Origin of the sequence: Kribbella sp. NBC_00709 (genome assembly GCF_036226565.1) — a bacterium.
Lineage (GTDB): Bacteria > Actinomycetota > Actinomycetes > Propionibacteriales > Kribbellaceae > Kribbella.
In genome coordinates, this window is record NZ_CP108996.1 from 2,847,005 (window position 1) to 2,870,507 (window position 23,503).

Annotated in this window: 19 protein-coding genes; 12 read left to right on the forward strand and 7 right to left on the reverse strand. The window is 67.2% G+C overall.

The window, feature by feature from the left end; translation table 11 throughout:
• Nucleotides 1-91 precede the first annotated feature (91 nt).
• Nucleotides 92-814, forward strand: a complete 723-nt coding sequence (locus tag OHA18_RS14030; protein WP_329004502.1) for a methyltransferase domain-containing protein — start codon at nucleotides 92-94, stop codon at nucleotides 812-814.
• Nucleotides 815-942: 128 nt separating this feature from the next.
• On the opposite strand, the gene OHA18_RS14035 is transcribed toward OHA18_RS14030, so the two are convergent.
• Nucleotides 943-2,097, reverse strand: coding sequence for an NAD-dependent epimerase/dehydratase family protein (locus OHA18_RS14035; protein ID WP_329004503.1), 1,155 nt, complete (start codon nucleotides 2,095-2,097; stop codon nucleotides 943-945).
• Between the two features lie 156 nt (nucleotides 2,098-2,253).
• Here OHA18_RS14035 and OHA18_RS14040 point away from each other — a divergent pair, with 156 nt between their 5' ends.
• Nucleotides 2,254-2,721: a GtrA family protein gene (locus OHA18_RS14040; RefSeq protein ID WP_329004504.1), complete on the forward strand. Its 468-nt coding sequence runs from the start codon at nucleotides 2,254-2,256 to the stop codon at nucleotides 2,719-2,721.
• Here the strand turns inward: OHA18_RS14040 and OHA18_RS14045 are convergent.
• A complete protein-coding gene (locus OHA18_RS14045) occupies nucleotides 2,627-4,825 on the reverse strand; it encodes a glycosyltransferase family 2 protein (protein ID WP_329004505.1) in 2,199 nt (732 codons plus the stop codon). The genes OHA18_RS14040 and OHA18_RS14045 overlap by 95 nt on opposite strands.
• Nucleotides 4,822-5,721 carry an NAD-dependent epimerase/dehydratase family protein gene (locus OHA18_RS14050; protein ID WP_329004506.1) on the reverse strand — a complete coding sequence of 300 codons (900 nt, stop codon included), beginning with the start codon at nucleotides 5,719-5,721 and terminating at the stop codon, nucleotides 4,822-4,824. The genes OHA18_RS14045 and OHA18_RS14050 overlap by 4 nt, the downstream gene beginning before the upstream one ends.
• 425 nt (nucleotides 5,722-6,146) lie before the next feature.
• On the opposite strand from OHA18_RS14050, the gene OHA18_RS14055 reads away from it, so the two are divergent.
• Entirely contained in the window at nucleotides 6,147-10,100 is a 3,954-nt protein-coding gene (locus tag OHA18_RS14055; protein WP_329004507.1) for a GH92 family glycosyl hydrolase, read from the forward strand.
• A 313-nt stretch (nucleotides 10,101-10,413) separates the two neighbouring features.
• Here OHA18_RS14055 and OHA18_RS14060 read toward each other — a convergent pair whose 3' ends face one another.
• From OHA18_RS14060 to OHA18_RS14075, 4 genes are all read right to left on the reverse strand, one after another.
• Nucleotides 10,414-10,728 carry a hypothetical protein gene (locus OHA18_RS14060; protein WP_329004508.1) on the reverse strand — a complete coding sequence of 105 codons (315 nt, stop codon included), beginning with the start codon at nucleotides 10,726-10,728 and terminating at the stop codon, nucleotides 10,414-10,416.
• A 47-nt stretch (nucleotides 10,729-10,775) separates the two neighbouring features.
• The gene (locus tag OHA18_RS14065) at nucleotides 10,776-11,969 is read right to left on the reverse strand and encodes a mannosyltransferase family protein (protein ID WP_329004509.1); all 1,194 of its coding nucleotides are present in this window, start codon (nucleotides 11,967-11,969) and stop codon (nucleotides 10,776-10,778) included.
• A 113-nt stretch (nucleotides 11,970-12,082) separates the two neighbouring features.
• The gene (locus OHA18_RS14070) at nucleotides 12,083-14,329 is read right to left on the reverse strand and encodes a transglycosylase domain-containing protein (protein WP_329004510.1); all 2,247 of its coding nucleotides are present in this window, start codon (nucleotides 14,327-14,329) and stop codon (nucleotides 12,083-12,085) included.
• Between the two features lie 190 nt (nucleotides 14,330-14,519).
• Nucleotides 14,520-16,001 carry a short-chain fatty acid transporter gene (locus tag OHA18_RS14075; protein ID WP_329004511.1) on the reverse strand — a complete coding sequence of 494 codons (1,482 nt, stop codon included), beginning with the start codon at nucleotides 15,999-16,001 and terminating at the stop codon, nucleotides 14,520-14,522.
• Nucleotides 16,002-16,215: 214 nt separating this feature from the next.
• Between OHA18_RS14075 and OHA18_RS14080 the strand changes: the two genes are divergently transcribed.
• From OHA18_RS14080 to OHA18_RS14120, 9 genes are all read left to right on the forward strand, one after another.
• Complete coding sequence (locus OHA18_RS14080; RefSeq protein WP_329004512.1) at nucleotides 16,216-16,800, forward strand: PadR family transcriptional regulator; 585 nt, start codon at nucleotides 16,216-16,218, stop codon at nucleotides 16,798-16,800.
• Nucleotides 16,797-17,876, forward strand: coding sequence for an inositol-3-phosphate synthase (locus OHA18_RS14085; protein WP_329004513.1), 1,080 nt, complete (start codon nucleotides 16,797-16,799; stop codon nucleotides 17,874-17,876). Before OHA18_RS14080 ends, OHA18_RS14085 begins: the two co-directional genes overlap by 4 nt.
• Nucleotides 17,877-17,980: 104 nt before the next feature.
• Nucleotides 17,981-18,523 (forward strand): GNAT family N-acetyltransferase, encoded by a 543-nt coding sequence (locus OHA18_RS14090; RefSeq protein WP_329004514.1) that lies wholly within the window; start codon nucleotides 17,981-17,983, stop codon nucleotides 18,521-18,523.
• The gene (locus OHA18_RS14095) at nucleotides 18,520-19,350 is read left to right on the forward strand and encodes a DUF72 domain-containing protein (RefSeq protein WP_329004515.1); all 831 of its coding nucleotides are present in this window, start codon (nucleotides 18,520-18,522) and stop codon (nucleotides 19,348-19,350) included. The genes OHA18_RS14090 and OHA18_RS14095 overlap by 4 nt, the downstream gene beginning before the upstream one ends.
• An 86-nt stretch (nucleotides 19,351-19,436) precedes the next feature.
• On the forward strand, nucleotides 19,437-19,619 hold the full coding sequence (locus OHA18_RS14100; RefSeq protein ID WP_329004516.1) for a hypothetical protein: 183 nt from the start codon (nucleotides 19,437-19,439) through the stop codon (nucleotides 19,617-19,619).
• Entirely contained in the window at nucleotides 19,616-20,665 is a 1,050-nt protein-coding gene (locus tag OHA18_RS14105; RefSeq protein WP_329004517.1) for a hypothetical protein, read from the forward strand. Before OHA18_RS14100 ends, OHA18_RS14105 begins: the two co-directional genes overlap by 4 nt.
• A 47-nt stretch (nucleotides 20,666-20,712) precedes the next feature.
• Nucleotides 20,713-21,162, forward strand: coding sequence for a hypothetical protein (locus OHA18_RS14110; protein WP_329004518.1), 450 nt, complete (start codon nucleotides 20,713-20,715; stop codon nucleotides 21,160-21,162).
• A 14-nt stretch (nucleotides 21,163-21,176) separates the two neighbouring features.
• On the forward strand, nucleotides 21,177-22,169 hold the full coding sequence (locus OHA18_RS14115) for a hypothetical protein (RefSeq protein WP_329004519.1): 993 nt from the start codon (nucleotides 21,177-21,179) through the stop codon (nucleotides 22,167-22,169).
• Between the two features lie 118 nt (nucleotides 22,170-22,287).
• The gene (locus OHA18_RS14120; RefSeq protein ID WP_329006105.1) at nucleotides 22,288-23,466 is read left to right on the forward strand and encodes a M20 metallopeptidase family protein; all 1,179 of its coding nucleotides are present in this window, start codon (nucleotides 22,288-22,290) and stop codon (nucleotides 23,464-23,466) included.
• The last annotated feature ends 37 nt before the right edge of the window (nucleotides 23,467-23,503 follow it).

A 23,503-nucleotide genomic window follows, 5' to 3' on the forward strand; every position in this document is an offset into this window, starting at 1 on the left:
GTCCGAAGAAGCGAGGGCCACAGGCCACAGTCCTTCGGACGCAAGCGGTGGCAGTTGACTTCAGGTGGACCTGAAGTTGCAGCGTAAGGTCATGAGCTTTCTGGAGCGGATCGAGGAGCGGACCGGTGCGGCCGAGTTGCGCGCGGCGTCGTACCGGCCGCTGGAGCTGAAACGCGGTGCGACCTGCGTCGACGTCGGCTGCGGTGCGGGGCACGCGGTCGCGGAACTCGCCCGCAAGGGTCTGAAGGTGACCGGGATCGACGCCGATCCGGATGCGATCGAGGCCGCCCGGGAGCGGGCGCCCGGGGCAATGTTTCACGTGGCACATTCCGACGACCTGCCGCTCGAGGCCGGGTCGATGGACGGGTACCGCGCGATGCGGTTGTTCCACCTGCTCCACGACCCGGCGCCGACCATCGCCGAAGCACACCGGGTACTACGTCCGGGCGGGCGGATCGTGGTCGGCGGGCAGGACTACGGCTTCGTGATGATCACCAACTCCGACCAGGACCTCACCGATGTCATCCGCCTCGGCCTGGAGTCCCAGACCGTGTCCCCCCGCGCGACGCGAACCCTCCGGGACGTCCTCCTCGACGCCGGCTTCCACGATGTCGAGGTCGTCGTACGGACCGAGGTCATCACCGACCAGCAACAGATGGCCCCACAACTGAAGGCGGCAGCCACCGCAGCCGTCGACAAGGCGTTGATCACGCAGCAGGACGCCGACGGCTGGCTGGCCGAGCAGTCCCGACGCGCCCGCCGGAACCGCTTCCTGGCCGCAATCCCCACACTCCTCGTCGGCGCCCGCCGCTAGCGTGCGGACCCGGTGGAGCATGGCGCTCGACCTCGTCGCGGCCGGCGCCGGGTGGATCTGGTGCTGCCGAGTGGGCATGCGGCGACGCCGGCTGCGCGCCGGTTCGCCGAGCTGGTGACGTCGAAAAGTCAGCTCTTGAGGTGGCCCTTCCAGCGGACGGTCGGTAGCAGCGCTGCCGGGTCGACGCGGTCCTTGTTGGCCGAGACGATGTCGAACATCGACTCGATCAGGGTTTCCGAGAGCAGGTGCGGCTGCAGTCCGAGGCCGACCAGGCCGGTGTGCTTGACGTTGTAGTAGTGCTCGGCCTGCTCGACTCGCGGATTCTCCAGGTGCTCGACCTGGACCGGGCCGGGGAAGCACTCCGCGACCAGATCGGCGAGCTGGGACACCGAGTAGCTCTCGGTCATCTGGTTGAAGACCCGGAACTCGCCGGCGTCGGCCGGGTTCTCCACCGCGAGCCGGATGCACTCGACGGTGTCCCGGATGTCCAGGAAGCCTCGCGTCTGCCCGCCGGAGCCGTAGACCGTCAGCGGCTCACCGAGCACAGCCTGGATGGCGAACCGGTTGAGCACGGTGCCGAACACCGCGTCGTAGTCGAACCGGGTCGCCAGCCGCGGGTCCCGCACGGTCTGGTCGGTCTGCTGCCCGTACACCACGCCCTGATTGAGGTCGGTGACGCGCATCCCCCAGATCCGGCAGCCGAACTCGAGGTTGTGCGAGTCGTGCACCTTGCTGAGGTGGTAGAACGAGCCGGGCTTCTTCGGGTAGAGCATCCGGTCCTTGCGCCCGTTGTGCTCGACCTCCAGCCAGCCTTCCTCGATGTCGATGTTCGGCGTGCCGTACTCGCCCATCGTGCCGAGCTTGACCAGGTGGATGTCCGGGTTGGTCTCGGCGACGGCGTACATCAGGTTCAGGGTGCCGACCACGTTGTTGTGCTGCGTGTACACAGCGTGTTCGCGGTCGATCATCGAGTACGGCGCGGCGCGCTGCTCGGCGAAATGCACGATCGCGTCCGGCTCGAACTCACGCAGTACCTGGTAGACGAAGTCCGCGTCGAGCAGATCACCGACGTACGTCTGGAGCCGCTTGCCGGAGACCTCTTCCCAGGCTGCCGCCCGGGTCTCGAGGTCCTCGATCGGGACCAGGCTCTGGACGCCCAGCTCGCGGTCGTAACCGCGGCGGGCCATGTTGTCGAGAACGGCCGTGTCGTGGCCGCGGTCGGAGAGGTGCAGTGCAGTCGGCCACCCTAGGTAACCGTCACCGCCCAGGACGAGTACGCGCACGGCTCGGCCGCCTTCCGTCAGGGAACGTCGTCAGAGTCTTTCCTATCCCGAGTACCCGCTCCAGTAACGTGACGGGAGTCATCTATTCGCTGGCAATCGGCTGAGAATCTGTCCCGGACTGCCCCTCGCCGGTGCGGGGGTGCAGAATAGGCCCCGATGCGCGTTCTCACCAAGACCGGTCTCCCCCGCAGCCGATGGTTGCTCTGGGCGAAGTACTCGGCATCCTCCGTGGTCGCGACCGTGGTCAGCCAGTTGGCGTTCGCTCTGTGTTACTGGTTCGGTACTGCGGCGATCGTCGCGACGCTGGTTGCCTGGCTCGCCGGAGCCGTCCCGAACTACGTGCTGAACCGGCGCTACACCTGGGGCCGCAGCGGTCAGAAGTTGCCGTACACAATCATCGTGATCGGTTCCGCGGTCACCGCCGCGGTGGTCACGTCGGTGACCGACCACCTGGTCCAGCCGATCGGGTCGCACGCGCTGAAGACACTCCTCGTGACCGGTTCGTACCTGGCAACCTACGCGATCCTGTTCATCGTGAAGTTCGTGCTGTTCGATCGGCTGGTGTTCGCCAAGCCTGCGCCCGCCGCCGACCCCGTCGAAGCACGTACTCCCGTAACCACGTAGTCGTCATCACCCGCCCGTAGTTCGCGCCGTACACCAGCCCCGGGCCCTTCTTGCTGCTCCCGTCGCCCCGGCGGCGCATCGTCATCGGCAGCTCGACAACGCGGGCGCCGAGCGCGAGCGCGCCCAGCAGTAGCTCCGACGACTGGTACTGCGGCTCGCGCAGCGTCACCGCAACAGCCAGTTCGGCCCGCATCGCGCGGAATCCGAACGACGTGTCGGTCAGCTTGCGCCGGGTCAGGATCGATGCGAGCACAGCGAACACACGTACACCGACCCAGCGCAGCCGGCTGTCCGCGTCCTCCGCCCCGAGCCGCCGCGACCCGGTGACGAAGTCGGCCCGATCGGCCAGGATCGGCTCCAGCAGTACGTCGAGCTCGCTGTTGTCGTACTGACCGTCCGCGTCGGTCGTGACGACGTACTCCGCTCCGCGCTCGGCCGTGAGGTGGTACCCGAGCCGGAGTGCGGCGCCCTGACCACGGTTGCTCGGGGCAACGCAGACGAAAGCCCCATGCTCACGGGCGATCTCGGCGGTGTTGTCGGTCGAGCCGTCCACCACGACGAGTACGTCGACGGGCATGCCCGCGCAGGTTCGCGGCATGTTGGTGAGCACTGGCCCGATCCCGCCGGCCTCGTTGTACGCGGCAATGACCACGACGATCGGTGCGAACTCCTTGTGGCCGAAGTCCTTTACTGCAAGGGAATCGACGGAATCCGGGTAGTCCGCCATCGGAGGGCGGGCCTGGTCCTTCCCCAGCACAGCACGTAGTCCGATCGCTCCTGCGAGCGGGAAGAAGACCAGACCGGGCAGTTGGTAACGCCAGGAGAACTCAAAGGCCGCAGACCCGAGCAACAGGATCACGCCCGCCGCAACCGGCAGTAGCGCAGCCGAGCGGAGACCTGACGTCTTTGCTCGTCCCAGACCGGCCACTGCGGCCAGGGCGATCAGAGCGTACAGACCGAGCAGCGTGCCGGACGTGTAGCCGCCGTGGAGTTGGTACGCGCGCAGAATGACCGCAGGAACGTGGGTGACGTGTGGCTCCGACCCGCCCCATTTCACTGCGGCCTTCGCGGTGTTGGGGTCATTGAGGTTCGGATAGGTGAGCTGGAACTGCCAGCGGTCCAGCGGTACGTCGTCGGGCGAGCTGGTCCGTGTCGGCGCGAAGCCCTTCCCGAAGTCCTTCAGCGCAGCCCACGTCACGTCGAGCGGCTGATGCGTGATGACGAGGTGCGCGAACTCGGTTGCCAGCTGGCGCTTCGTCGTACCGGGTGGAAGCGGTCCGGGCCAGTTCGGGTCGCCGTAGTGATTGTGGGCGTACTTGTCGACGCCGAGGCGCTGACCGAGCGGTTCCTTGGGACAGAACAGCCGCGTGCCTTCGTCGAGCGGCAGCTTCGCGCAGTTGGCGACGGTGGCGGTCCGCCCGTACAGGATCTGGTTCTCGGCACCGGTGAAACCCCAGCGGCCGGTCTCGCCGTGGTAATAGCCGATGTACGCCGCGAAGACGACGCCGAACCCGGCTACAGCCGCCACAGTGCGCCGTACGACGTCCATGCGGCGCTTGCGCCAGGCGTTGCCGACCACGATGAGGTAGAGCACCACTGCGATCAGCAGGACCATGCCGATGGCGCGGACCGTGAAGGCGGCGCCGATCAGTACGCCGACGACCGCTGCGCGCTTCCAGCCCGGTATGCGGCCGAGGAGCAGCCAGAGGATCGCCACCAGGATCACGTCGAAGGTGGTCTCGGCCATGATGTTCTGCTCGATCTGCACCTGGTAGGCGTCGAGCAGGAGGGGCGCGGCCGCTACAGCGGCCAGCCAGCGGTAGACGGTCAGTCTCCGGGCCAGTGCGTAGATCGCTACGCCCAGGAGCAGTCCGACGAGGTGCTGGACGATCACTACGAAGGTCAGCCCACCGATCCAGACCAGTGGACCGAGCACGAAGTCGTAGCCGATCGGGTTGAGCTGGTCAGGACTCAGCTTCCCCATGTTCGTCAGGTACTGCACCGAGTCGGTGTAAACGATCGCCGGCCGGTAGGCGACGATCGCCAGCACCCGCAGTACAACACCAACGACCAGAAAGACTGTGAGCAGCCAGTGTTTTCTCACTGCTGCTTGAAGTACTGCCACGTCCGCGCCAAGCCTTCTTCCAACGAGACAGTCGGCTTGTAGCCGAGGTCGTTGGCGATGTCTACGACTACTGCCGGCATCTCACCCGCGGGTGCGTCGATGTGCTCCGCCGGCACCGGGCATCCGGTGACCTCGCGCACGGTCTCGATCATCTCCAGCACCGACACCGACCGGCCGGAGCCGATGATCGCGCGGCCGTCGTACTTGCTGTCGAGCGCGAGCAGGATCCCGCTCACGACGTCGTCGATGAACACCAGATCGCGCCGCTGCTCGCCGTCGCCGTACACCCGGACGCCGGTCCCGGTCAGCGCCGCCCGCATCATCCGCGGCACGAAGCTGTCCTTGTGCGACATCCCCGGCCCGTACACGTTCGTGAACCGCAGCGCCGCGGTCGCCAGCCCGTAGCTGCCGGAGTACGCCGACAGGAGCATCTCGCCCGCGGCCTTCGTCGCGCCGTACGGCGTCAGCGGCCGGAGCGCGAGGTCCGCGGTGATGGTCGACGTACCCACGTCCCCCACAACTGCGTTCGTCGACGCGAGCACGAACCGATCCACACCACTGCCCCGCGCCAACTCGAGCAGGACCTGAGTGATGGTGACGTTCTGCGCGAAGGTCTGCATCGGCGAGTCAACGGAGCGCAGCACCGAGGTCAGCGCGGCCAGGTGCACCACGGCCGTCGGTCTGGTCTCGAAGGCCGCGATACAGGTCTCCTGCTCGGCCAGATCGCCGGTCACCACCTGGACGCCCTCGTCCCAGGACGCATCCGGCGGCTCACGGTCCACAGCGGTCACCGCGACCCCACGCCCTCGCAGGGCGGCCACCACAGCCCGCCCGATGAACCCGGCCGCCCCGGTGACCAGCACACGTTCGTCCATGGGCCTCAACCTACCGCTCACAGACCAACTGCAGGACACGGGCGAACGGTGTGCGACGAACCCTTGACCGGGGGTGATCATGATGGGCAGGATCACCCCGGGCGCGGGCTGACAACCTTGTCATCGGGGCCGCGTACTCAGACCGGTGGGCGGGGGCGTCCCGCGGTGCCGGACCGGTTGTGCAAGGAGCATGTATGGATCTCCGCCGCCCACGAGCGTCCCGTGCTGCTGTTTGCTCGAGCGATGGCAGCGTCCAGGCGCGTACATCGCAAGCCGGAGAAGCGTCCTCGACGTGGTTTTCATCGTGGACGCTTCTCCGGCGCCGCGAGGTGCGTGCCTGGGCGTTGCCAGCGCCGAGGAAACAGCAGCACGGGACGCTGAGGCTCGTCGCGTCTCTAGGGCTCGTTGTGACAATGTCTACTTCCATGACGTCAGCTCATGCCGTCCCTCCGGCCGCCGTGGCTGATCAGCCTGTGGTGAGCGGGTCCTCGTTCTTCACCTCCTTCGAGCAGGGGCAGCCGCAGCCGGGCTACACCGATGCCGTCGAGACCGGACCGGACGGGAAACCACGCACCGACGGGGTGCGCGGCCCGACGCCGACCGGGATCGGTGGCAGCGAGATGGACAAGGTCACGAAGGTGACCGCGAACGGCGAGAACACCGGTGGTGGCGAGATCGCCACCAACGCGGCCGACGGTGACAAGTTCACCAAGTGGCTGGTGTTCGAGCCGACCGGCTGGCTGGTCTACGAGACCTCGGCCCCGGTGGTGATCCGCAAGTACGCGCTGACCTCGGCGAACGACGCCGACGGCCGCGACCCGCAGAACTGGACTGTCTCCGGTTCGAACGACGGCACGGCGTGGACCACGCTGGACACGCAGACCGGTCAGAGCTTCGAGAACAGGTTCCAGACCAAGGAGTACAGCTTCTCCAACGAGACGGCGTACAAGTTCTTCAGGCTGGACGTCACGCTGAACCACGGTGAGGACATCGTCCAGCTCGCCGACTGGTACCTCTCGAACGGCGCCCCGCTGCCGCCGCCCGGACCGGTCGCCGAGTCGCAGCTGGACTCCGGCCCGACCAGTGCGTACAACGCTCGCGCTCGGGTCGGCTTCACCGGCGTCAAGTCGTTCCGGTACGCCGGGCACCAGGACAGCACCGGTCGTGGCTACACGTGGAACAAGATCTCCGACGTCGACCTGAAGGTGGGCAAGGACACCCGGCTGTCGTACAAGATCTTTCCCGAGCACGTCGAGGGCGACCTGAGCTACCCGAGCACGTACGCGGCGCTCGACCTCGCATTCGACGACGGCACCTACCTGAGCGACCTCAAGGCCAAGGACAACCACGGGTTCACGCTGAGCCCGCGCGGCCAGGGCGACTCCAAGGCGCTCTACACGAACCAGTGGAACAACCTCGAGGCCGACCTCGGCAAGGTCGCGGCCGGCAAGACGATCAAGCGGATCCTGATCGGGTACGACAAGCCGTCCGGGCCGGCCGACTTCCGTGGCTGGGTCGACGACATCCGGATCGCCGCCGCGATCAACCCGGACCGTGCGGCCCAGAAGACCGCGGCCAAGCACCCGTCGGACCTGGCGCTGACCACCCGCGGCACGAACGCCACCGGCGGTTTCTCGCGGGGCAACAACTTCCCGGCGACCGCCGTACCGCACGGCTTCAACTTCTGGACGCCGGTGACGAATGCCGGTTCGACGTCCTGGCTGTACGACTACGCCAAGGGCAACAACGAGGACAACAGGCCGACGATGCAGGCGTTGTCGATCAGCCACGAGCCCAGCCCGTGGATGGGTGATCGGCAGACGTTCCAGATGATGCCGTCGACCGCCGACACCCCGACCGCGGACCGGAAGGCGCGGGCCTGGTCGTTCAGTCACGACAACGAGGTCGCGCGGCCGTACTACTACGGCGTCACGTTCGACAACGGCAACGCGGCCGAGATCGCGCCGACCGACCACGCGGCGATGCTGCGGTTCAGCTTCCCGGCCGGCAAGGCGTCGCTGATCTTCGACAACGCCAGCAACAGCGGCGGTCTGACCCTCGACCCGGCGACCGGCGTGGTCACCGGGTTCAGCGACATCAAGAGCGGCCTGTCCACCGGCGCCGGCCGGCTGTTCGTGTACGGCGTCGTGGACCAGAAGGTACTTGCCTCCGGCAAGCTCTCGGACGGTGGCGGCGCGGATGTCGGCGGGTACTTCAAGTTCGACGCCAAGACCACCCAGGTCCAGCTGCGGATCGCGACCTCGCTGATCGGCACCGCGCAGGCGCGGAAGAACCTGGAGCTGGAGCTGCCTGCCGGCTCGAAGTTCAGCAAGGTGAAGGACGCCGCGCAGGCCGCCTGGGACACCAAGTTGAGCACGATCGAGGTCGAGGGCGCGACGGCCGACCAGCTGACCACGCTGTACTCGAACCTCTACCGGCTGTTCCTCTACCCGAACAACGGCTCCGAGAACACCGGCACCGCAGCGAAGCCGGTCATCACCTACGCGTCGCCGACGTCGCCGAAGGTGGGCGCAGACACCCCGACCACGACCGGCTCGAAGATCGTCGCCGGGCAGACGTACGTGAACAACGGCTTCTGGGACACGTACCGCACGGTCTGGCCGGCGTACTCGCTGTTCTCGCAGGACGACGCGGCCGCGCTGGTGAACGGGTTCGTCCAGCAGTACAAGGACGGCGGCTGGATCTCCCGCTGGTCGTCGCCCGGCTACGCGAACCTGATGGTCGGTACGTCGTCCGACGTCGCCTTCGCGGACGCGTACCTCAAGGGCATCAAGGGGATCGACGTGCAGGCGGCGTACGACGCGGCGGTGAAGAACGCGTCCGTCGTACCGCCCTCGCAGAACGTCGGCCGCAAGGGCATGGACCTGTCCACGTTCAACGGGTACACCGCCAACACCACCGGTGAAGGCTTCAGCTGGTCGATGGACGGCTACATCAACGACTTCGGCATCGCGAACATGTCGAAGGCCCTGTACGACAAGGCGAAGAAGAACGACCCGCGCAAGCAGGAGTACCTGGACAACTACAAGTACTTCCTGAACCGGGCCCGCAACTACGTCACGCTGTTCGACCCGACCGTCGGGTTCTTCCAGGGCAAGGGCCCGGACGGCGTCTGGGGCAACTCGCCCAGCACCTTCGACCCGCAGGACTGGGGCCACGACTACACCGAGACGAACGCGTGGAACATGGCGTTCTCGACGCCGCAGGACGGGGCCGGGCTGGCCGCGATCTACGGCGGGCGCGACGGACTGGCCAAGAAGCTCGACGAGTTCTTCAGCACTCCCGAGGACGCGCTGCACACCGGCGGGTACGGCGGCACGATCCACGAGATGCTCGAGGCCCGCGACGTCCGGATGGGTCAGTACGGGCACAGCAACCAGCCGTCCCACCACATCACCTACATGTACGACGTGGCGGGGCAGCCGTGGAAGACGCAGGAGAAGGTGCGCGAGGTGCTGTCCCGGCTGTACACCGGCTCGGAGATCGGGCAGGGGTACCCGGGTGACGAGGACAACGGCGAGATGTCGTCGTGGTACCTGTTCAGCTCGCTCGGCTTCTACCCGTTGCAGGTCGGCTCACCGACGTACGCGATCGGTTCGCCGCTGTTCACCAAGGCGACGGTCCGGCTGGCCGGCGGCAAGAAGCTGGTGATCAGCGCGCCGAAGAACAGCTCGAAGAACATCTATGTGAAGAGCGTTCGGGTGAACGGGAAGGCGTGGACGTCGACCGCGTTGCCGCACGACCTGATCGCGAACGGCGGCAAGATCGAGTTCGAGATGACCGACCAGCCGACCAAGTGGGGCAGCGGCCGGAACGACGCCCCGCCGTCGATCACCAAGCCCGGCGAGGACCCGATGACCTGGCGGGACTCGACCTCCGACACCGGTGCGGTGATCGGTGCGGGTGGCGCGGATGTCTCCGCGTTGATCGACAACGACTCGAAGACGCAGGTCACGCTGACCGGTGCGCAACCCACCGTCACGGTCGCCCTGCCACAGGGCCGTCCGGTCGGCATGTACACGCTGACGAGCGGCACCACCGGTACGGCGCCGTCCGCGTGGACGCTGGAGGGATCGAACGACGGCACGACGTGGGCCACGGTGGATCGCCGCAGCGGCGAGACGTTCGCGTGGGCGTCGTACACGAGGTCGTTCAGTATCGCGTCCCCGAAGGCGTACACGCAGTACCGCCTGGTGCTGACCCCGGCGGCGGGCGCTGACGGCGTCACGCTCGCCGAGGTCGAGCTCCTCGGGACGCTGAAGGGCGTCGAGACCGGCACGCATCCCAGCGACCAGCGCGTCGCCGAGACGAAGCCGAGCCCGACCCCGTCGCAGTCGATCGACCGCAACTGGGGCTGATAACCGGTTCGCCGGTTCCTGTTACTGCTTGTAGTGACAGGAGCCGGCGGACTCCGCGTCGTGATCGCTCACGATCGGCCCTCCCTTGTCGGTGATCTCCACCCTGGAACTACTGGGTGGGCCGCGAGGAGGTTGCATCATGACGCGAGGGCGACGGCCGATGCCATCGCCCTCGGTGGACTACCCGGCGGAGCCTGCCCCTGAAAGGTTCCGCCGGAGATCCGGGTGAAGAGGTGTGATGAGGGGTGGCGGTCCCCGCCCGGACTGCCACCCCTTCATCCCTAACGACGCTCGAAGACTCCCGAGGGTTGCCTCAGCGCAGAACTGTCCACATGTCGGACAACGTCAGGAACCAGACCAGATTCACGGCCAGGATTCCGGTCGTCGCGACGACCGCGAACGCCCAGCCGAGCCCGGCCCGGAGCGCCAGCACCGGCAGCGCCAGCGCGGTCGCCACACCCCCGAGCTGTGCGGCGAACAGCACGCCACCGGCCTCCACAGCGCAGCTGACCGCGGTCGGCGGACACAGCGGCGCACCGAACTGCCGCATCATCGCGTACGCGACACCTGCCACCACACCGACGAAGGCCGCCTGCACCGTGACCCTGCCGATCGTCCGGCCATCCATGGGACCACGCTAAGGACGCAGCGGGCGCACCGCCTGAGCAGAACTACTCAGCCGGACCAGCGGCCGGTGAAGAAGCCGGCCGCCCAGATGGCGGCCAACGGTATGGCCACGGCCAGGTAGAGCCGGCCGACCCAGGGTTTCCGCCGCGCCAGGACCGCGAGGCCGATCCACAGCGGCCACATCAGCAGGGTGGCCCGGGTGAGCGAGTAGATCCAGAACGACGTACAGAACGCGCCGACCGTGGCGACGACCCAGGCGGCCTCGCCCCAGGACCGGCGCCAGAACAGCCAGACCAGGAGTAGCAGCAGCACGAACAGCGCGACCAGCTCGGCGCGGAACATCCAGGTCCAGTCGCTGCGGTCGGCCGAGAAGTGACCCTTGCTCGCGGCCTGGAACGTGTGCTCGAGCGAGATCCACGGCCAGGTGAACTCGCGCGCCCAGCCCTTCTCCTGCGCCTCCTGCCAGGCGAACCAGGAGCCGTGGATCTGCTTCAGATAGGCCATGAAACCGAGCACCGGTACGGCGGGCAACGCCAACCAGGGCAGCGACAACCAATCCCGCTTCTTCGAGGTGACGAACTCGACGAGCAGCGCGAAGATCAGGAAGATCCCGGACACCCGCACGGTCGACGCCAGTGCGACGAAGACAGCGGCGCGCGCCCAGCGTCCCTGCCGCGCGGCCAGCCACGCCGGGAAGGCGAACGCGCAGAACAGCGCCTCCGTGTACCCGGCCGCGAGGAATACGCCGACCGGAGCGCCGTACCAGATCATCGCCGCGTTCGGGCCGATGCCCTTCAGCTCAGGGAACTCGTACTGCGCCAGTCGCGCGAGGTACACGCCTGCGACGGCGCTGGCCACTGCGGACACCACGATGCCCGCGGCGACGTACCCGATGCCGGTGTAGCTGACCAGCCGGACCAGGAGCGGGAAGCCTGGGAAGAACGCGGCCAGCGGGGCACCGGACGGCTCACCGTGGTTGTAGCCGAATTCAGCGACCGCCTTGAGGTGCCAGACGTCCCACTGCAGCCAGGCGTGCCAGACGTTCGGGTAGTCGTTGCCCCGGTTGAACAACAGCGGCGCCGAGACAGACAGCACGAACAGGGCCACCCGGCTGACCAGCCACCACCCGAGCACCTCCCGGGCCTGAGCCGTCGGCATCCACCGCTGCCAGCCGACTCCGTCCACGCGGGCCCGCCGCGCCCGCCCAGGCTTGGGGTCACCGGCAGCCGTGCGCTCAAACACGCCCGCACCACCGCACACCACAGTCCGCCCGAGTCACGCCTCTATCGTCTCCCATGTCGGGACCTAGCCGGCAAACGACGACGGCACCCCGGGTGGAGTGCCGTCGTCTGGAGCTATTGACCGCCGCCGGGTTTCTGCGGGGTCTTCGTCGGTTCGCTCGTCGTCCCGCCGGTCGGCAGCGACGGCCAGCCTGGCGTCGTCGTCGGACGGGTCGGTTTGGTCTTCGTCGGCGTGTTCGTCGGCGTGTTCGGCGGCGGCGTCGACGGGGGTGGCGAGCTCGGCGGCGGAGAACTCGGCGGCGGCGTGTTGGTCGGCGTGTTCGTCGGCGTGTTCGTCGGCGGCGTGAACGTCGGAGTGGTGGTGTCCTTGACCTGGTCCGCGTCCGGCGCGACGAAGTCGGCCGACGGAACACCGTCCAGCGCCGCCTTCATGAACGCCAGCCAGGTCTTCAGCGGCCAGTTGCCACCGAAGAAGGCCGGGTCGTCGCTGTACGGGTCGAGGTCCGACTCGCCGTCCTTGCCCGCTCGGTACAGCACGGAGGTCGACAGCTGTGGGGTGTAGGCGCTCCACCACGAGGTCAGCGTCGCCGAGCCGTCCTTACAGCCGCCGCACTTCTTGTTCTCGGCCCGGTCCTCCACCGCGACACCACCGGCGGTACCAGTCTTCCCGGCGACCGGACGGTCGAGATCCTTGGCGCCCGTTCCGGTGCCGTCCGTGACCACCTTCTGCAGGACGTAGTTCACCATGTTGGCGATCTCCGGCCGGAACGCCTGCTTCTGCTGCTTCATGATGCTCGCGTCCGACCAGAGCACCTTGCCGTCCGGACCGCGTACTTCCTTGATCACGTGCAGCGGTGTGTACTTTCCTCCGGCCGCGAACGTCGCGTAGGCGTTCGCCATGTCGACCGGCGACGCGTACGCGTTCGGGCCGAGCACGGTGGACGGGTTCGACTTGTCGTTCTCCAGAGCCTTCGACGCCGGGATACCGGCCGCCTCGGCCGCGGCTGTGACCTTCTCCGGACCGTTGTCCATCTGGTTGTCGACCAGGTCGTAGAAGGCGGTGTTGACCGACTCCTCCGTCGCCTTCAGCAGCGTGACGTCGCCGTAGTCGGTGCTGAGCTCGTTGCCGAACTTCTGGCCCTGGACCGTGATCGGGCTGTCGCCCTGGAAGATGTCGTAGATCGACTTCTCGTCCTCGAGCGCCGCGGCCAGCGCGAACGGCTTGAACGACGAACCCGGCCTGGCCTTGGTCGTCGCCCAGTTGATCTGGCTCTTGAGGAAGTCCGGCCCGCCGTACATCGCCAGCAGTTGACCGGTGCCGGGCTGGACCGCGGCCATCCCGACGTGCAACCCGTCGCTCTTCTTCGGCTTCTCATTCTTGGCCGCAACCAGCATCTTGTTCTGCTGCGTGTAGTTGAAGGTGGTGGTGACCTTCAGTCCGCCGCCGGTGATCGCGTCCTCGTCGAAACCGAGTCTGCCCAGCTCTTTGCGAGCCATGTCGAGCAGGAAGCCCTTCGGGCCGCCGTAGCGACTGCTCTTCTCCTTCATGTGCAGCGCCGGCAGCCGATTGGCGTACTGCTTCTCCAAGGCCGGGGAGATCGTGCCCATCTGCTGCATACCGTCGAGCACGTACTGGTAGCGGTCGATGATCCGCTGCTTCGTCCGCGGGTCCGGGTCAGTGACGTCGAACACCGTCGGGTTGTTCAGCACGGTGGCGAGCAGCGCCGACTCCGGGACAGACAGTGTGCTCGGGTCGGGCTTCTTGAAGTAGGCGTCACCCGCGGCGGAGATGCCGTACGCACCCTCGCCGAAGTAGACCGTGTTCAGGTAGCCCTCGAGCGTCTTGCTCTTGTCCTGCTGCCGGCCGAGTTTGGTCGCGATGAACAGTTCCTTGAGCTTGCGGCCTACCGTCCGCTCCTGGGTCAGGTACATGACCTTCACATACTGCTGGGTGATCGTCGAACCACCCTGCAACTGCTCACCGCGGGCGATGTTCACCCCTGCCCGGACCATGCCTTGCGGCGAGATGCCGGGGTTGGTCCAGAAGGTCCGGTCCTCGGCCGCGATCACCGAGTCCTGAACGCGCTTCGGAATCTGCGACAACGGCACCGAGTGCCGGTTCTGCTCGAAGAACGTGCCCAGGGGGTTCCGCTGGTCGGCGTACGTCACTGTGGTCGTGTTGGTGGCGAACTCTTTGTTCGGGTCGGGGATCTTCGTCGTCTGGTACACGATGAAGAAGGTCGCGACCGCGCCGATGATGCCGAGGAACATGAGCGCGGCCAGCCAGCCGAGAACGCGAAGCGCCCAATGCCTCTTCTGCCGACGGCGGGCCGGGGCGGCCTTCCTACGAGCTTCACTCACTCTGCAATCCTCGACGATCTGGCTGGAGTCATTGCCCCACAGACTACGGTGGGTGTGGTAACGCGCCCGAATCCGCTCCGGATGCTAGCAACCACAATGCGTCCAAGTGAAAACGGTCCACCGGGACTCTTCCGATGACGTCTTACATCGTTGGAAGGTTTGCATCCCGCTGCATGGTGTGATGCGCCTCTCACGAGGTCACGTGGGGTGCCAGCAGCGTCACGGCGATCAGGGCGGCCGGGAAGCAGGCCAGGAACATCGTGAACGTGTAGCCCATGATGTCGCGCGCCTTCAGGCCGAGGATGGCGAGGGTCGGCAGCATCCAGAACGGTTGCAGCAGGTTCGCGCTTGCCTCGCCGAGGTCGTACACAACGACCATCCAGCCTGCGTCGACCTTGAGTTCGTTGGCGGCCTGCAGGACGTACGGCGCCTCGATCACCCACTTGCTGCCACCACTCGGTACGAAGATGCCGAGGATGCACGAGTAGATCGCGACCAGCGGCGGGAACAGGAACTGGTTGCTCGCCTGCACCAACCAGCCGGCCAGCCGTCCGGAGATGCCCGTGTACGCGATCATGCCGAAGATCCCGCCGTACAAGGGGAACTGGAGCAGTACGCCGGCCGCAGCCGGGGCACCGTCGTGGACGGCGCGAGCCATCCGCCACGGTCGCCAGTGGAGGAGCAGCGCGAGCAGGAACAGGATGAGGTTGACCGTATTCAGGTCGAGTGCGTTGAAGAAACTCTTGCCGCTGAAGTAGCGGACCAGATAGACCGCACCGAGCAACACGATCAGCAGACTGAACAGTGGTGAATGCTCAAGCCAGTCACCCGGCCTACGTGCCTCCTGGCGCTGACCGTTGTACGCCGACCCTCGGCCGATGAGCGGTTTCAGCTCGATCCCGATCTGCTCAGCGGTCCGCGCGTTGCCTTCGCCCGGTGCGATGAACCACGCCATCCCGACGCCGACGCCGTACACGATCAGCGTCGCCACGACCGCTTGCCACGTGAAGATGGTGTCGCTGAGCGGGATCAGACCGCTGGCATGTCCACTGGCCTTGATGACTTCCTGCACCGGCGGCGGACTGCTGCTCGCACTAGCCACCTGTAGCGCGGCCGACCCGGACAGCCCCTGCGCCCACACGGTGCCGAGCCCGAGGAACGCCATCGCTCCGAGCGCGCGGTAGTCCGCCTTCGGCACGTTGCGCGCCACCTCTCGAGCGAGGATCGCCGCGAAGATCAGACTGAACGCCCAGTTCAGGTACGACGCCAGCATCGCGACCGCGGCGACGAACGCGACCGCGCTGCGCGGGTTCTTCGGGATCCGCGCCAGCCGGGTGATCAGTCGGGCGATCGGTCCGCTGGTCGCGACGGCGTACCCGCCGATGATGATCATCGCCATCTGCAGGGTGAACGTGATCAGCGACCAGAACCCGATGCCCCAGGCATCGACCATCCCGAAGCCCTTGGTCGCGGCCGGGTCGTCCGGGCGCTTCAGCAGCGGTTCACCGGTGACGAGCCCGAACAGCAGCACCACGAAGGTGCCGACCAGGACGAACCCGAACGCGTCCGGCAGCCATTTCTCCGTGAACGCGGTGAACCGCAGCGCCAGCCGCGCAAGCGCGCCGTCGGCTTCGACCTCGGACCTGGCGTGCTTCCCATGGCTGTCGGCCATGACTCTCCGCTCTTTGGGCGCGACTCTGCGTGTTACTCGAATAACGCCGATCTGCGCCTGACGTAACAGGTTTCCCGGCATGCCGGGTGACGAAGGTGACAAAGGCTGGGTTTGTCAAGAGTTGTCCACAGGGTCGAGGCCTGCTTACAGTGGCGGTGCGATGTATCGAACCGATACATCAGGTCATGACAAACTAGACCGAGGGAGGTAGCTCATGGGAAACCGCAGTGGGGTCCTGGAGCTCGCCGTACTCGGTCTGCTGCACGAAGCGCCGATGCACGGTTACGAGCTCCGCAAGCGCGTCAACGCCCAGTTCGGCTGGGGACGTGTGCTGTCGTTCGGTTCGCTCTACCCGTGTCTGAAGGCGATGCTCCGCAACGGGCTGATCACGGCCGACCCCGGGACGCCGGAGTCGGGTCGCCGGCCCAAGATCGTCTACACGATCACCGCCGACGGCAAGGACCACTTCGCGCACGCGATGCACGAAGCCGGTCCGTCGGCCTGGGAGGACGACACGTTCGGCGTCCGCTTCTCGTTCTTCGGCCGGACCGATCCGGCCACCCGGTTGCGCATCCTCGAGGGCCGCAGGGCCCGGATGGAGGAGCGGCTGGCCAACTTCCGGGCGGCGATGAGCCGGACGGCGGAGCGGGTCGACGCCTACACCCTCGAGCTGCAACGGCACGGCCTGGAGTCGGCCGAGCGCGAGGTCCGCTGGCTGAACGAGCTGATCGACGGCGAGCGGCGGCAACAGCGGCCCCCTGAACAGCACCAACCGCCTATCCAAGGAGATTCCAGATGACCTCGATCCGCGTAGCGATCGTCGGTGTCGGCAACTGCGCAAGCTCGCTCGTCCAGGGCGTGCACTACTACCGTGACGCGAAGCCCGACGAGCGCGTCCCCGGTCTGATGCACGTCCAGTTCGGCGACTACCACGTCCGCGATGTGGAGTTCGTCGCCGCCTTCGACGTCGACGGCAAGAAGGTCGGCCTGGACCTCGCCGACGCGATCGGCGCCAGCGAGAACAACACGATCAAGATCTGCGACGTGGCGCCGACCGGCGTCACCGTCCAGCGCGGTCACACCCTCGACGGCCTCGGCAAGTACTACCGCGAGACCATCACCGAATCCGACGCCGACCCGGTCGACGTCGTGGCGACCCTGCGTGAGGCTCAGGTCGACGTGCTGGTCTGCTACCTGCCGGTGGGTTCGGAGCAGGCGGCGAAGTTCTACGCCCAGTGTGCGATCGACGCGAAGGTCGCGTTCGTCAACGCGCTGCCGGTGTTCATCGCGGGCACCAAGGAGTGGGCCGACAAGTTCACCGCGGCCGGCGTGCCGATCGTCGGCGACGACATCAAGTCGCAGATCGGCGCGACCATCACGCACCGGGTGCTGACCAAGCTGTTCGAGGACCGCGGCGTCACCGTGGACCGGACGTACCAGCTGAACGTCGGCGGCAACATGGACTTCAAGAACATGCTCGAGCGCGAGCGGCTGGAGTCCAAGAAGATCAGCAAGACCCAGTCCGTCACCTCGCAGCTGCGCGACGAGATCGACCCGCGCAACGTGCACATCGGCCCGTCGGACTACGTGGCCTGGCTGGACGACCGCAAGTGGGCGTTCATCCGGCTCGAGGGCCGCAACTTCGGCGACGTCCCGCTGTCGCTGGAGTACAAGCTCGAGGTCTGGGACTCGCCGAACTCGGCCGGCATCATCATCGACGCGATCCGCGCGGTGAAGATCGCCAAGGACCGCGGCATCGGCGGCCCGATCCTGTCCGCCTCGTCGTACTTCATGAAGTCCCCGCCGGAGCAGTACGCCGACGACGTCTGCCGCGACCTGGTGGAGAAGTTCATCCGCGGCGAGGTCGACCGCTGATCCGGTCGCTCTGACCTGGTCACTCCGACCTGGTCGCCTTGACCGATGCGCCGCCCGGCAAACCCCCTGGAGGGTTGCCGGGCGGCGTGCCATCATGGCGCCGGATGACCGAGATCCGCGAGTACCGCGACACCGACGCCCCTAGCTGGCTTCGCTGCCGCCTGCTCAGCTTCTTCGGCACCGAGTACTACGACGACATCGTGGTGGACCGCCCGGTCTTCGAGAACCCGGCGCACCGCCTGGTGGCCGTCGAGAACGAGACAGTGGTCGGCCTGATGGACGTCGAGATCTTCACCGACCGCGCCACGATCGACGTGCTGGCCATTCATCCAGACCACCAACGTCACGGGTTGGCCACCCGGTTGCTCGAGGCGGTCGTTCCGCGCCTTCGCGGCGGCGTGCTCGACGCCTGGACGCGCGGGGATGCGTCGGCGAACTCCTGGTACCAGCGGTCGGGGTTCACGGAGAACTTCCGCTATCTCCATGTCTACAAGTCGGGGCAGGACGATGCCGCCGGCTTCGAGACGCCGGACGGTTTGGGCAAGCCGGTGACTGCGTTCATGCATGCGCCGATCTCGCTCGAGGCTTCCCTGCGTGAGCGTTTCTCCCGGATCCATGTCTGCCGGCAGTACGTGCGGTCGCTATGAGGCTGCATGTCGGTTGTGCGCAATGGACGCATGCCGCCTGGCCGCAGCCGTCGCGGGACAAGCTGCGCGCGTACGCGTCCTGGTGCAACGCGGTCGAGAGCAACACCACGTTCTACGCGACACCGTCCCGCGGGTCTGTGGAGAACTGGGCCGCGCAGACTCCGCCTGACTTTCGCTTCGTGGTGAAGCTGCCGCAGGTGATCACGCACGAGCGCCGGCTGACGAACGTCGAGGCCGAGTTCCGCAGCTTCCTGAGCGCGATCGAGCCGCTCGGCCCGCGCAACCACGCCGTGTGGATCCAACTGCCGGCCGCGTTCTCCCCCACCGACCTGGGCGCCCTCGCCGCGTTCCTGCACCAGGCACCCCGCGACTACCGGTACGCCGTGGAAGTGCGCCACCGCGCCTTCTTCGATGACCCTGCCGCCGCTGCGAATCTCGAGCGTGTGCTCGCCCGCGTTGACGCCGAGTGGATCCCGTTCGACACTGGCACACTGTTCGCTCGCCGCCCGACCAGCTTCGCCGAGCGTGACGCCTGGATGAAGAAGCCGCGCGTGGCCCGCCGGACCCGGGCGCTCACCGCGTTTCCGATCGTCCGGTACATCGGCCGCGACTCCGTGGCCGAGACCGTCGACGGCTGGACCTACCTGGTCGAACTGGTCGTGCAGTGGCTCTCCGACGGCCGTTCGCCGACGATCTTACTGCACACGCCCGACAACGCCGAGGCCCTCAATCTGGCCCGCCGCTTCCACGCGACCGTCGCGGCAGCCGTCCCCACCCTGGCCCCGCTCCCGGAGCCGATCGCGGCCGAACCGCCGACGCTCTTCTAGTTATCCACAGCTTCGAACTTGGCCGCTGAATTCGTGGCCGATCTCCATATGTTCTCCGCCGACTTCACAACTCGGGAGGACACCTCATGGAGCACCTCAGCGGTACGACGCCACACCCAGCGCTGATCGCAGAACGGCAGGCGAGGGCCGACTGGCTGATCACCGAACTCGGCCGCCTCGCGGCGCATGCAGAGGACCCAGGCGAGCAGGCCCGGTTCCGACGTACGGCCGACTCCCTGGTTCGGCTCGCGATTGCCTTCCGCTCATGACCCGCACAGCGGTCGCACCTGCCCCAACCGATCGCGCAGCCCCGGAGCCTGCCTTCCCGGGCTCACTCGACGAGCTGCTGGCGGCGAGCGGGGAGACGGCCCGAAGGCTCGCCGGTGCCGACCAGTCCGCGTGGAACGGGCGCGTCGTCGAGTCGACCGGCCCGATCCTCGGTCTTGCTCATTGGGACGGCACGCTCTACCTCGACGATGACGAGATCCTCGCCCCGCTGCGCCACCTGTACGAGCACGCCGGCGAGAAGCAGCCGCCCGCCACCCTCGTCCGGTACCGCGAATCCCTGGCCACGCTGCTCCACGAACACGCCCACTTCCTCGGCCCGTCGGGCTCGACCCAGGAAGCCGCCCGCGAGGGCTTCGTCAAACCCGGCAGCCGCGAACTGGAGGAGGGTGTCACCGAAGCCTGGGCGCAGGACCACCTGGACGAGTACATCCACCGGCTAGGCGTCGACAAAGTTGCCCCGGGCATCGAATCGGTCAAGGCAGGCGGGTACTACGCCGCGTTCGTCCCTGCCGTCCGCAAGCTCACCACCGACCTGGACTCCCGCAATGACCTCCGCCGTGGTGAGGTCCTCGACCAGCTCAACCGCCAGACCGCAGCCGGCCAACTCCCACTGCTCGTCACGCTCGTTTACAACTCCACCCGCCTTCCCGAGCTGGAGCCGCCCGGCGCCGACACCCGATCCCGCGTCGAGTCCATCCTCCGCTCAGGCCTCGACCACCTGGACACCTACGAACTCACCGCCCCCAGCTTCGCCACCGCCAAGTCCCTCGCCACCGCCGACCAGCTCCTCGACTACCTGCACCAAGAAATCCAGTCCGCCGAATCCGCCTATACCTTCGCCCCACCCCACGGCAACGCCTGCACCCTCCCGCCACCGGGCGCCAGTCGCCACGTCCCGTCGCCCCACCAAGCAGCCTTGTCCGGCATCACGCCACCGACAACGGCCTCCCCACCGTCCGCCACCCATTCGTGTTCCGCTCGCCCCAGCCACGCGGCCGGCTCGAGGGCCCTGGCCCGCAACGCCTGACAGGTTCGCCGACGGCGGTTCGACCGACACCCGGGAATACTGGGCCCATGGATTACGCAGCGTACGACGAAGCGGAGCAACGGCTTGTCGATGCGGTGATGGCCAAGACGATCGACGAGGGCAGCTTGTGGATCGAGTTCGACCGGTTGCGGAGCCTCGTCCCGATGGTCGAGCCGGCGGCGGATCGAGAGCGTGCCGAGCGCAGCCTCGCCTCGCTGGAGTCCGCCCTGAACTACAAGGCTCCACCGATGTCGGACGAGCTGGCAGCCGCGATCCGGGTTCAGTCGCAGGCTTTGCTCAGCGACGCCGCCCCGGCCGAACGCGTCGAACTCCTGGAGACCGCAATCGCGGAGATCGGCCGGATCGCCGGGACGGCGTCAGGGGCCGAAGCCAGCCGCATCCGCCATCTCAGCGAACCACTCGCATCGGACCTCGAAGCCATCCGCATCACCAGCGATCCCAACTATCACGGAGGTAATCCAGGCAGCGCTGACTAGCAAGGACCGCGCAGATGGTCTCCAGCTTCGACGAACTCATGCAGGTCCAGGCCGCCGTCACCATCGCGGTCCTGGAAGCGCACCACTCGTCCTGGAACAACAAATACGAAGTTCTTCCGCACGACACCAAGCAAGTGTCCGGCGTGTCGTGGGACGGCTCCATCAGGTACCACCCGCGGGATGTCATCGAGCCTCTGCGGGAGATGTTCGAGCGCGCAGGGCAGCACCACGACAGCGCCACCCTGGACAGGTACCGCGAAGCTCTGCGCACGGTCTTCCACGAGAACATCCACCTGCTGGCCGGCCCGGGTACGTCGCTGGCCTTCCCGCTCGATGCGCATGACGGTAATGCTCATAGGACCTTCGAGGAGGCTGTCACCGAGCGCGCGACGCAGAACGAACTCAACAACTTCATCGCCCGGCTCGGTCTCGAGCGGATCGCTCCCGGTATCAGCACGGCGCAGGCTCCGGACGCCTATGGGGCTTACGTTCCTGCCGTCGACACACTCAGTGCGGCCGTCGGCGCGGACGTCGGCCTGGATGCCGAGGGTGTCATCCGGCGGATGGCAGTGGTGAATGCCGCGGAAAAGTTCCCGGTCGCCGCGGAGCTCCTGTACTCGAAGCATTTGAGCGAACTGGTTCCGGAGACTGCGAAGGCGGACGCCATCCGGCGGATCGCGGAGGCCATGCATGCACCGCTCGCCGCTATCCACGACTACGACTCGAAGGACCCCTCTGACGTTCGCATGGCCGCCCTGGCGGGACGAAGCGCTTTCCGGAATGCGAGCGAGGAAGTCGGGAAGATCGCCGGGGAGTGGTCCGCGAACCAGGATCTGCGCCGAACGCTTGACGCCGGCCTCGGCGCTACGACACCACTCCACAAGCCACAGCGCGACGGCCGCGCCGCTGAAGGTCCGCACGCCGACGGTGGAGACTCACCTACGCCTCCGAGCTGGAGCGCCAAGCCCACCGACCGCAGGCGCCCGACACCCGGGCCGGCCAGATAGTCCCAGGACTGATGGCAGCGGGCAGCGGTTTGGGTCGGGGTGGGTGAGGGCGGGTTGGGTGTGGGTACGGTGGCGGGCGGGTTGGTGTGGATGGAACTGGAGGTTGGTTGTGGAGTTTGTGGCTGAGGGCGCTGGGATTGCTGCGGGTTTGGCGGAGCTCAGGCGGGTGTTGCATCGGGAGCCTGAGGTCGGGCTGGAGTTGCCCCGGACGCAGCAAGTGGTGATGGATGCGCTGGCGGGGCTGCCGTTGGAGATCAACACCGGCCGTGAGGTGACCTCCGTGGTGGCTGTACTGCGAGGCGGGGCGCCGGGGCCGACGGTGTTGCTCCGGGGTGACATGGATGCGTTGCCGGTGGTCGAGGAGACAGGACTCGAGTACGCGGCGGAGAACGGGAACATGCATGCCTGCGGCCACGACCTGCACACCGCGGGCCTCGTCGGAGCGGCCCAGCTGTTGAGCGCTCATCGCGAGGAGCTGCGGGGGAACGTGATCTTCATGTTCCAGCCTGGCGAGGAAGGGCTCGCTGGAGCGGGATACATGCTGCGGGAGGGCCTGCTGCAGGCGACAGGTGACAAGCCGATCGCGGCGTACGCGCTGCACGTCTGGGCGCAGGCCGGAAAGGGCGTCTTCCAGATGCGGCCGGGCACGATGATGGCCAGCTCGAACCAGCTGCACATCACGGTGCGCGGGAAGGGCGGGCACGGTTCGATGCCGGACCGGACGATCGACCCGGTGCCGGTGGTGGCGGAGCTGGTCCTGGCGCTGCAGACGTATGCGACGCGGCGGGTGAACGTGTTCGATCCGGTCGTCATCACCGTCACTCAGCTCGAGGCCGGAGTCGCGATCAACGTCATCCCGAACACGGCCCGCCTCGGTGCGACCGTGCGGACGTTGTCGGATGCAACCCTCGCGCAGCTGACGCGGGAGCTGCCGGCGCTGGCGGAGCGGATCGCAGCAGCGCACGGATGCACCGTGGACGCGCGGCTGAACCCGCAGTACCCGGTGACGCTGAACGATGCCGCCCGTACGGCGGAGACCGCTGAGATCCTGACCGGCCTGTTCGGCGCGGACCGGGTGCAGGGGCTGGAGAACCCGTTGATGGGGGCCGAGGACTTCTCGATGGTCCTGAAGGAGGTGCCCGGGACGTTCGCGATGGTCGGCGCGCGGCCGGACGACGTCTCCGCGGAGGAAGCGCCGTCGAACCATTCGAGCATCGTTCGGTTCGACGACGCCGTCCTCGGCGACCAGGCGGCCGCGTTGGCGCAGCTCGCCGCACATCATCTGATTCCGGCGTAGGCGGACAAGCGAAGCCTGGGGCTGGTCAGTCCGCCAG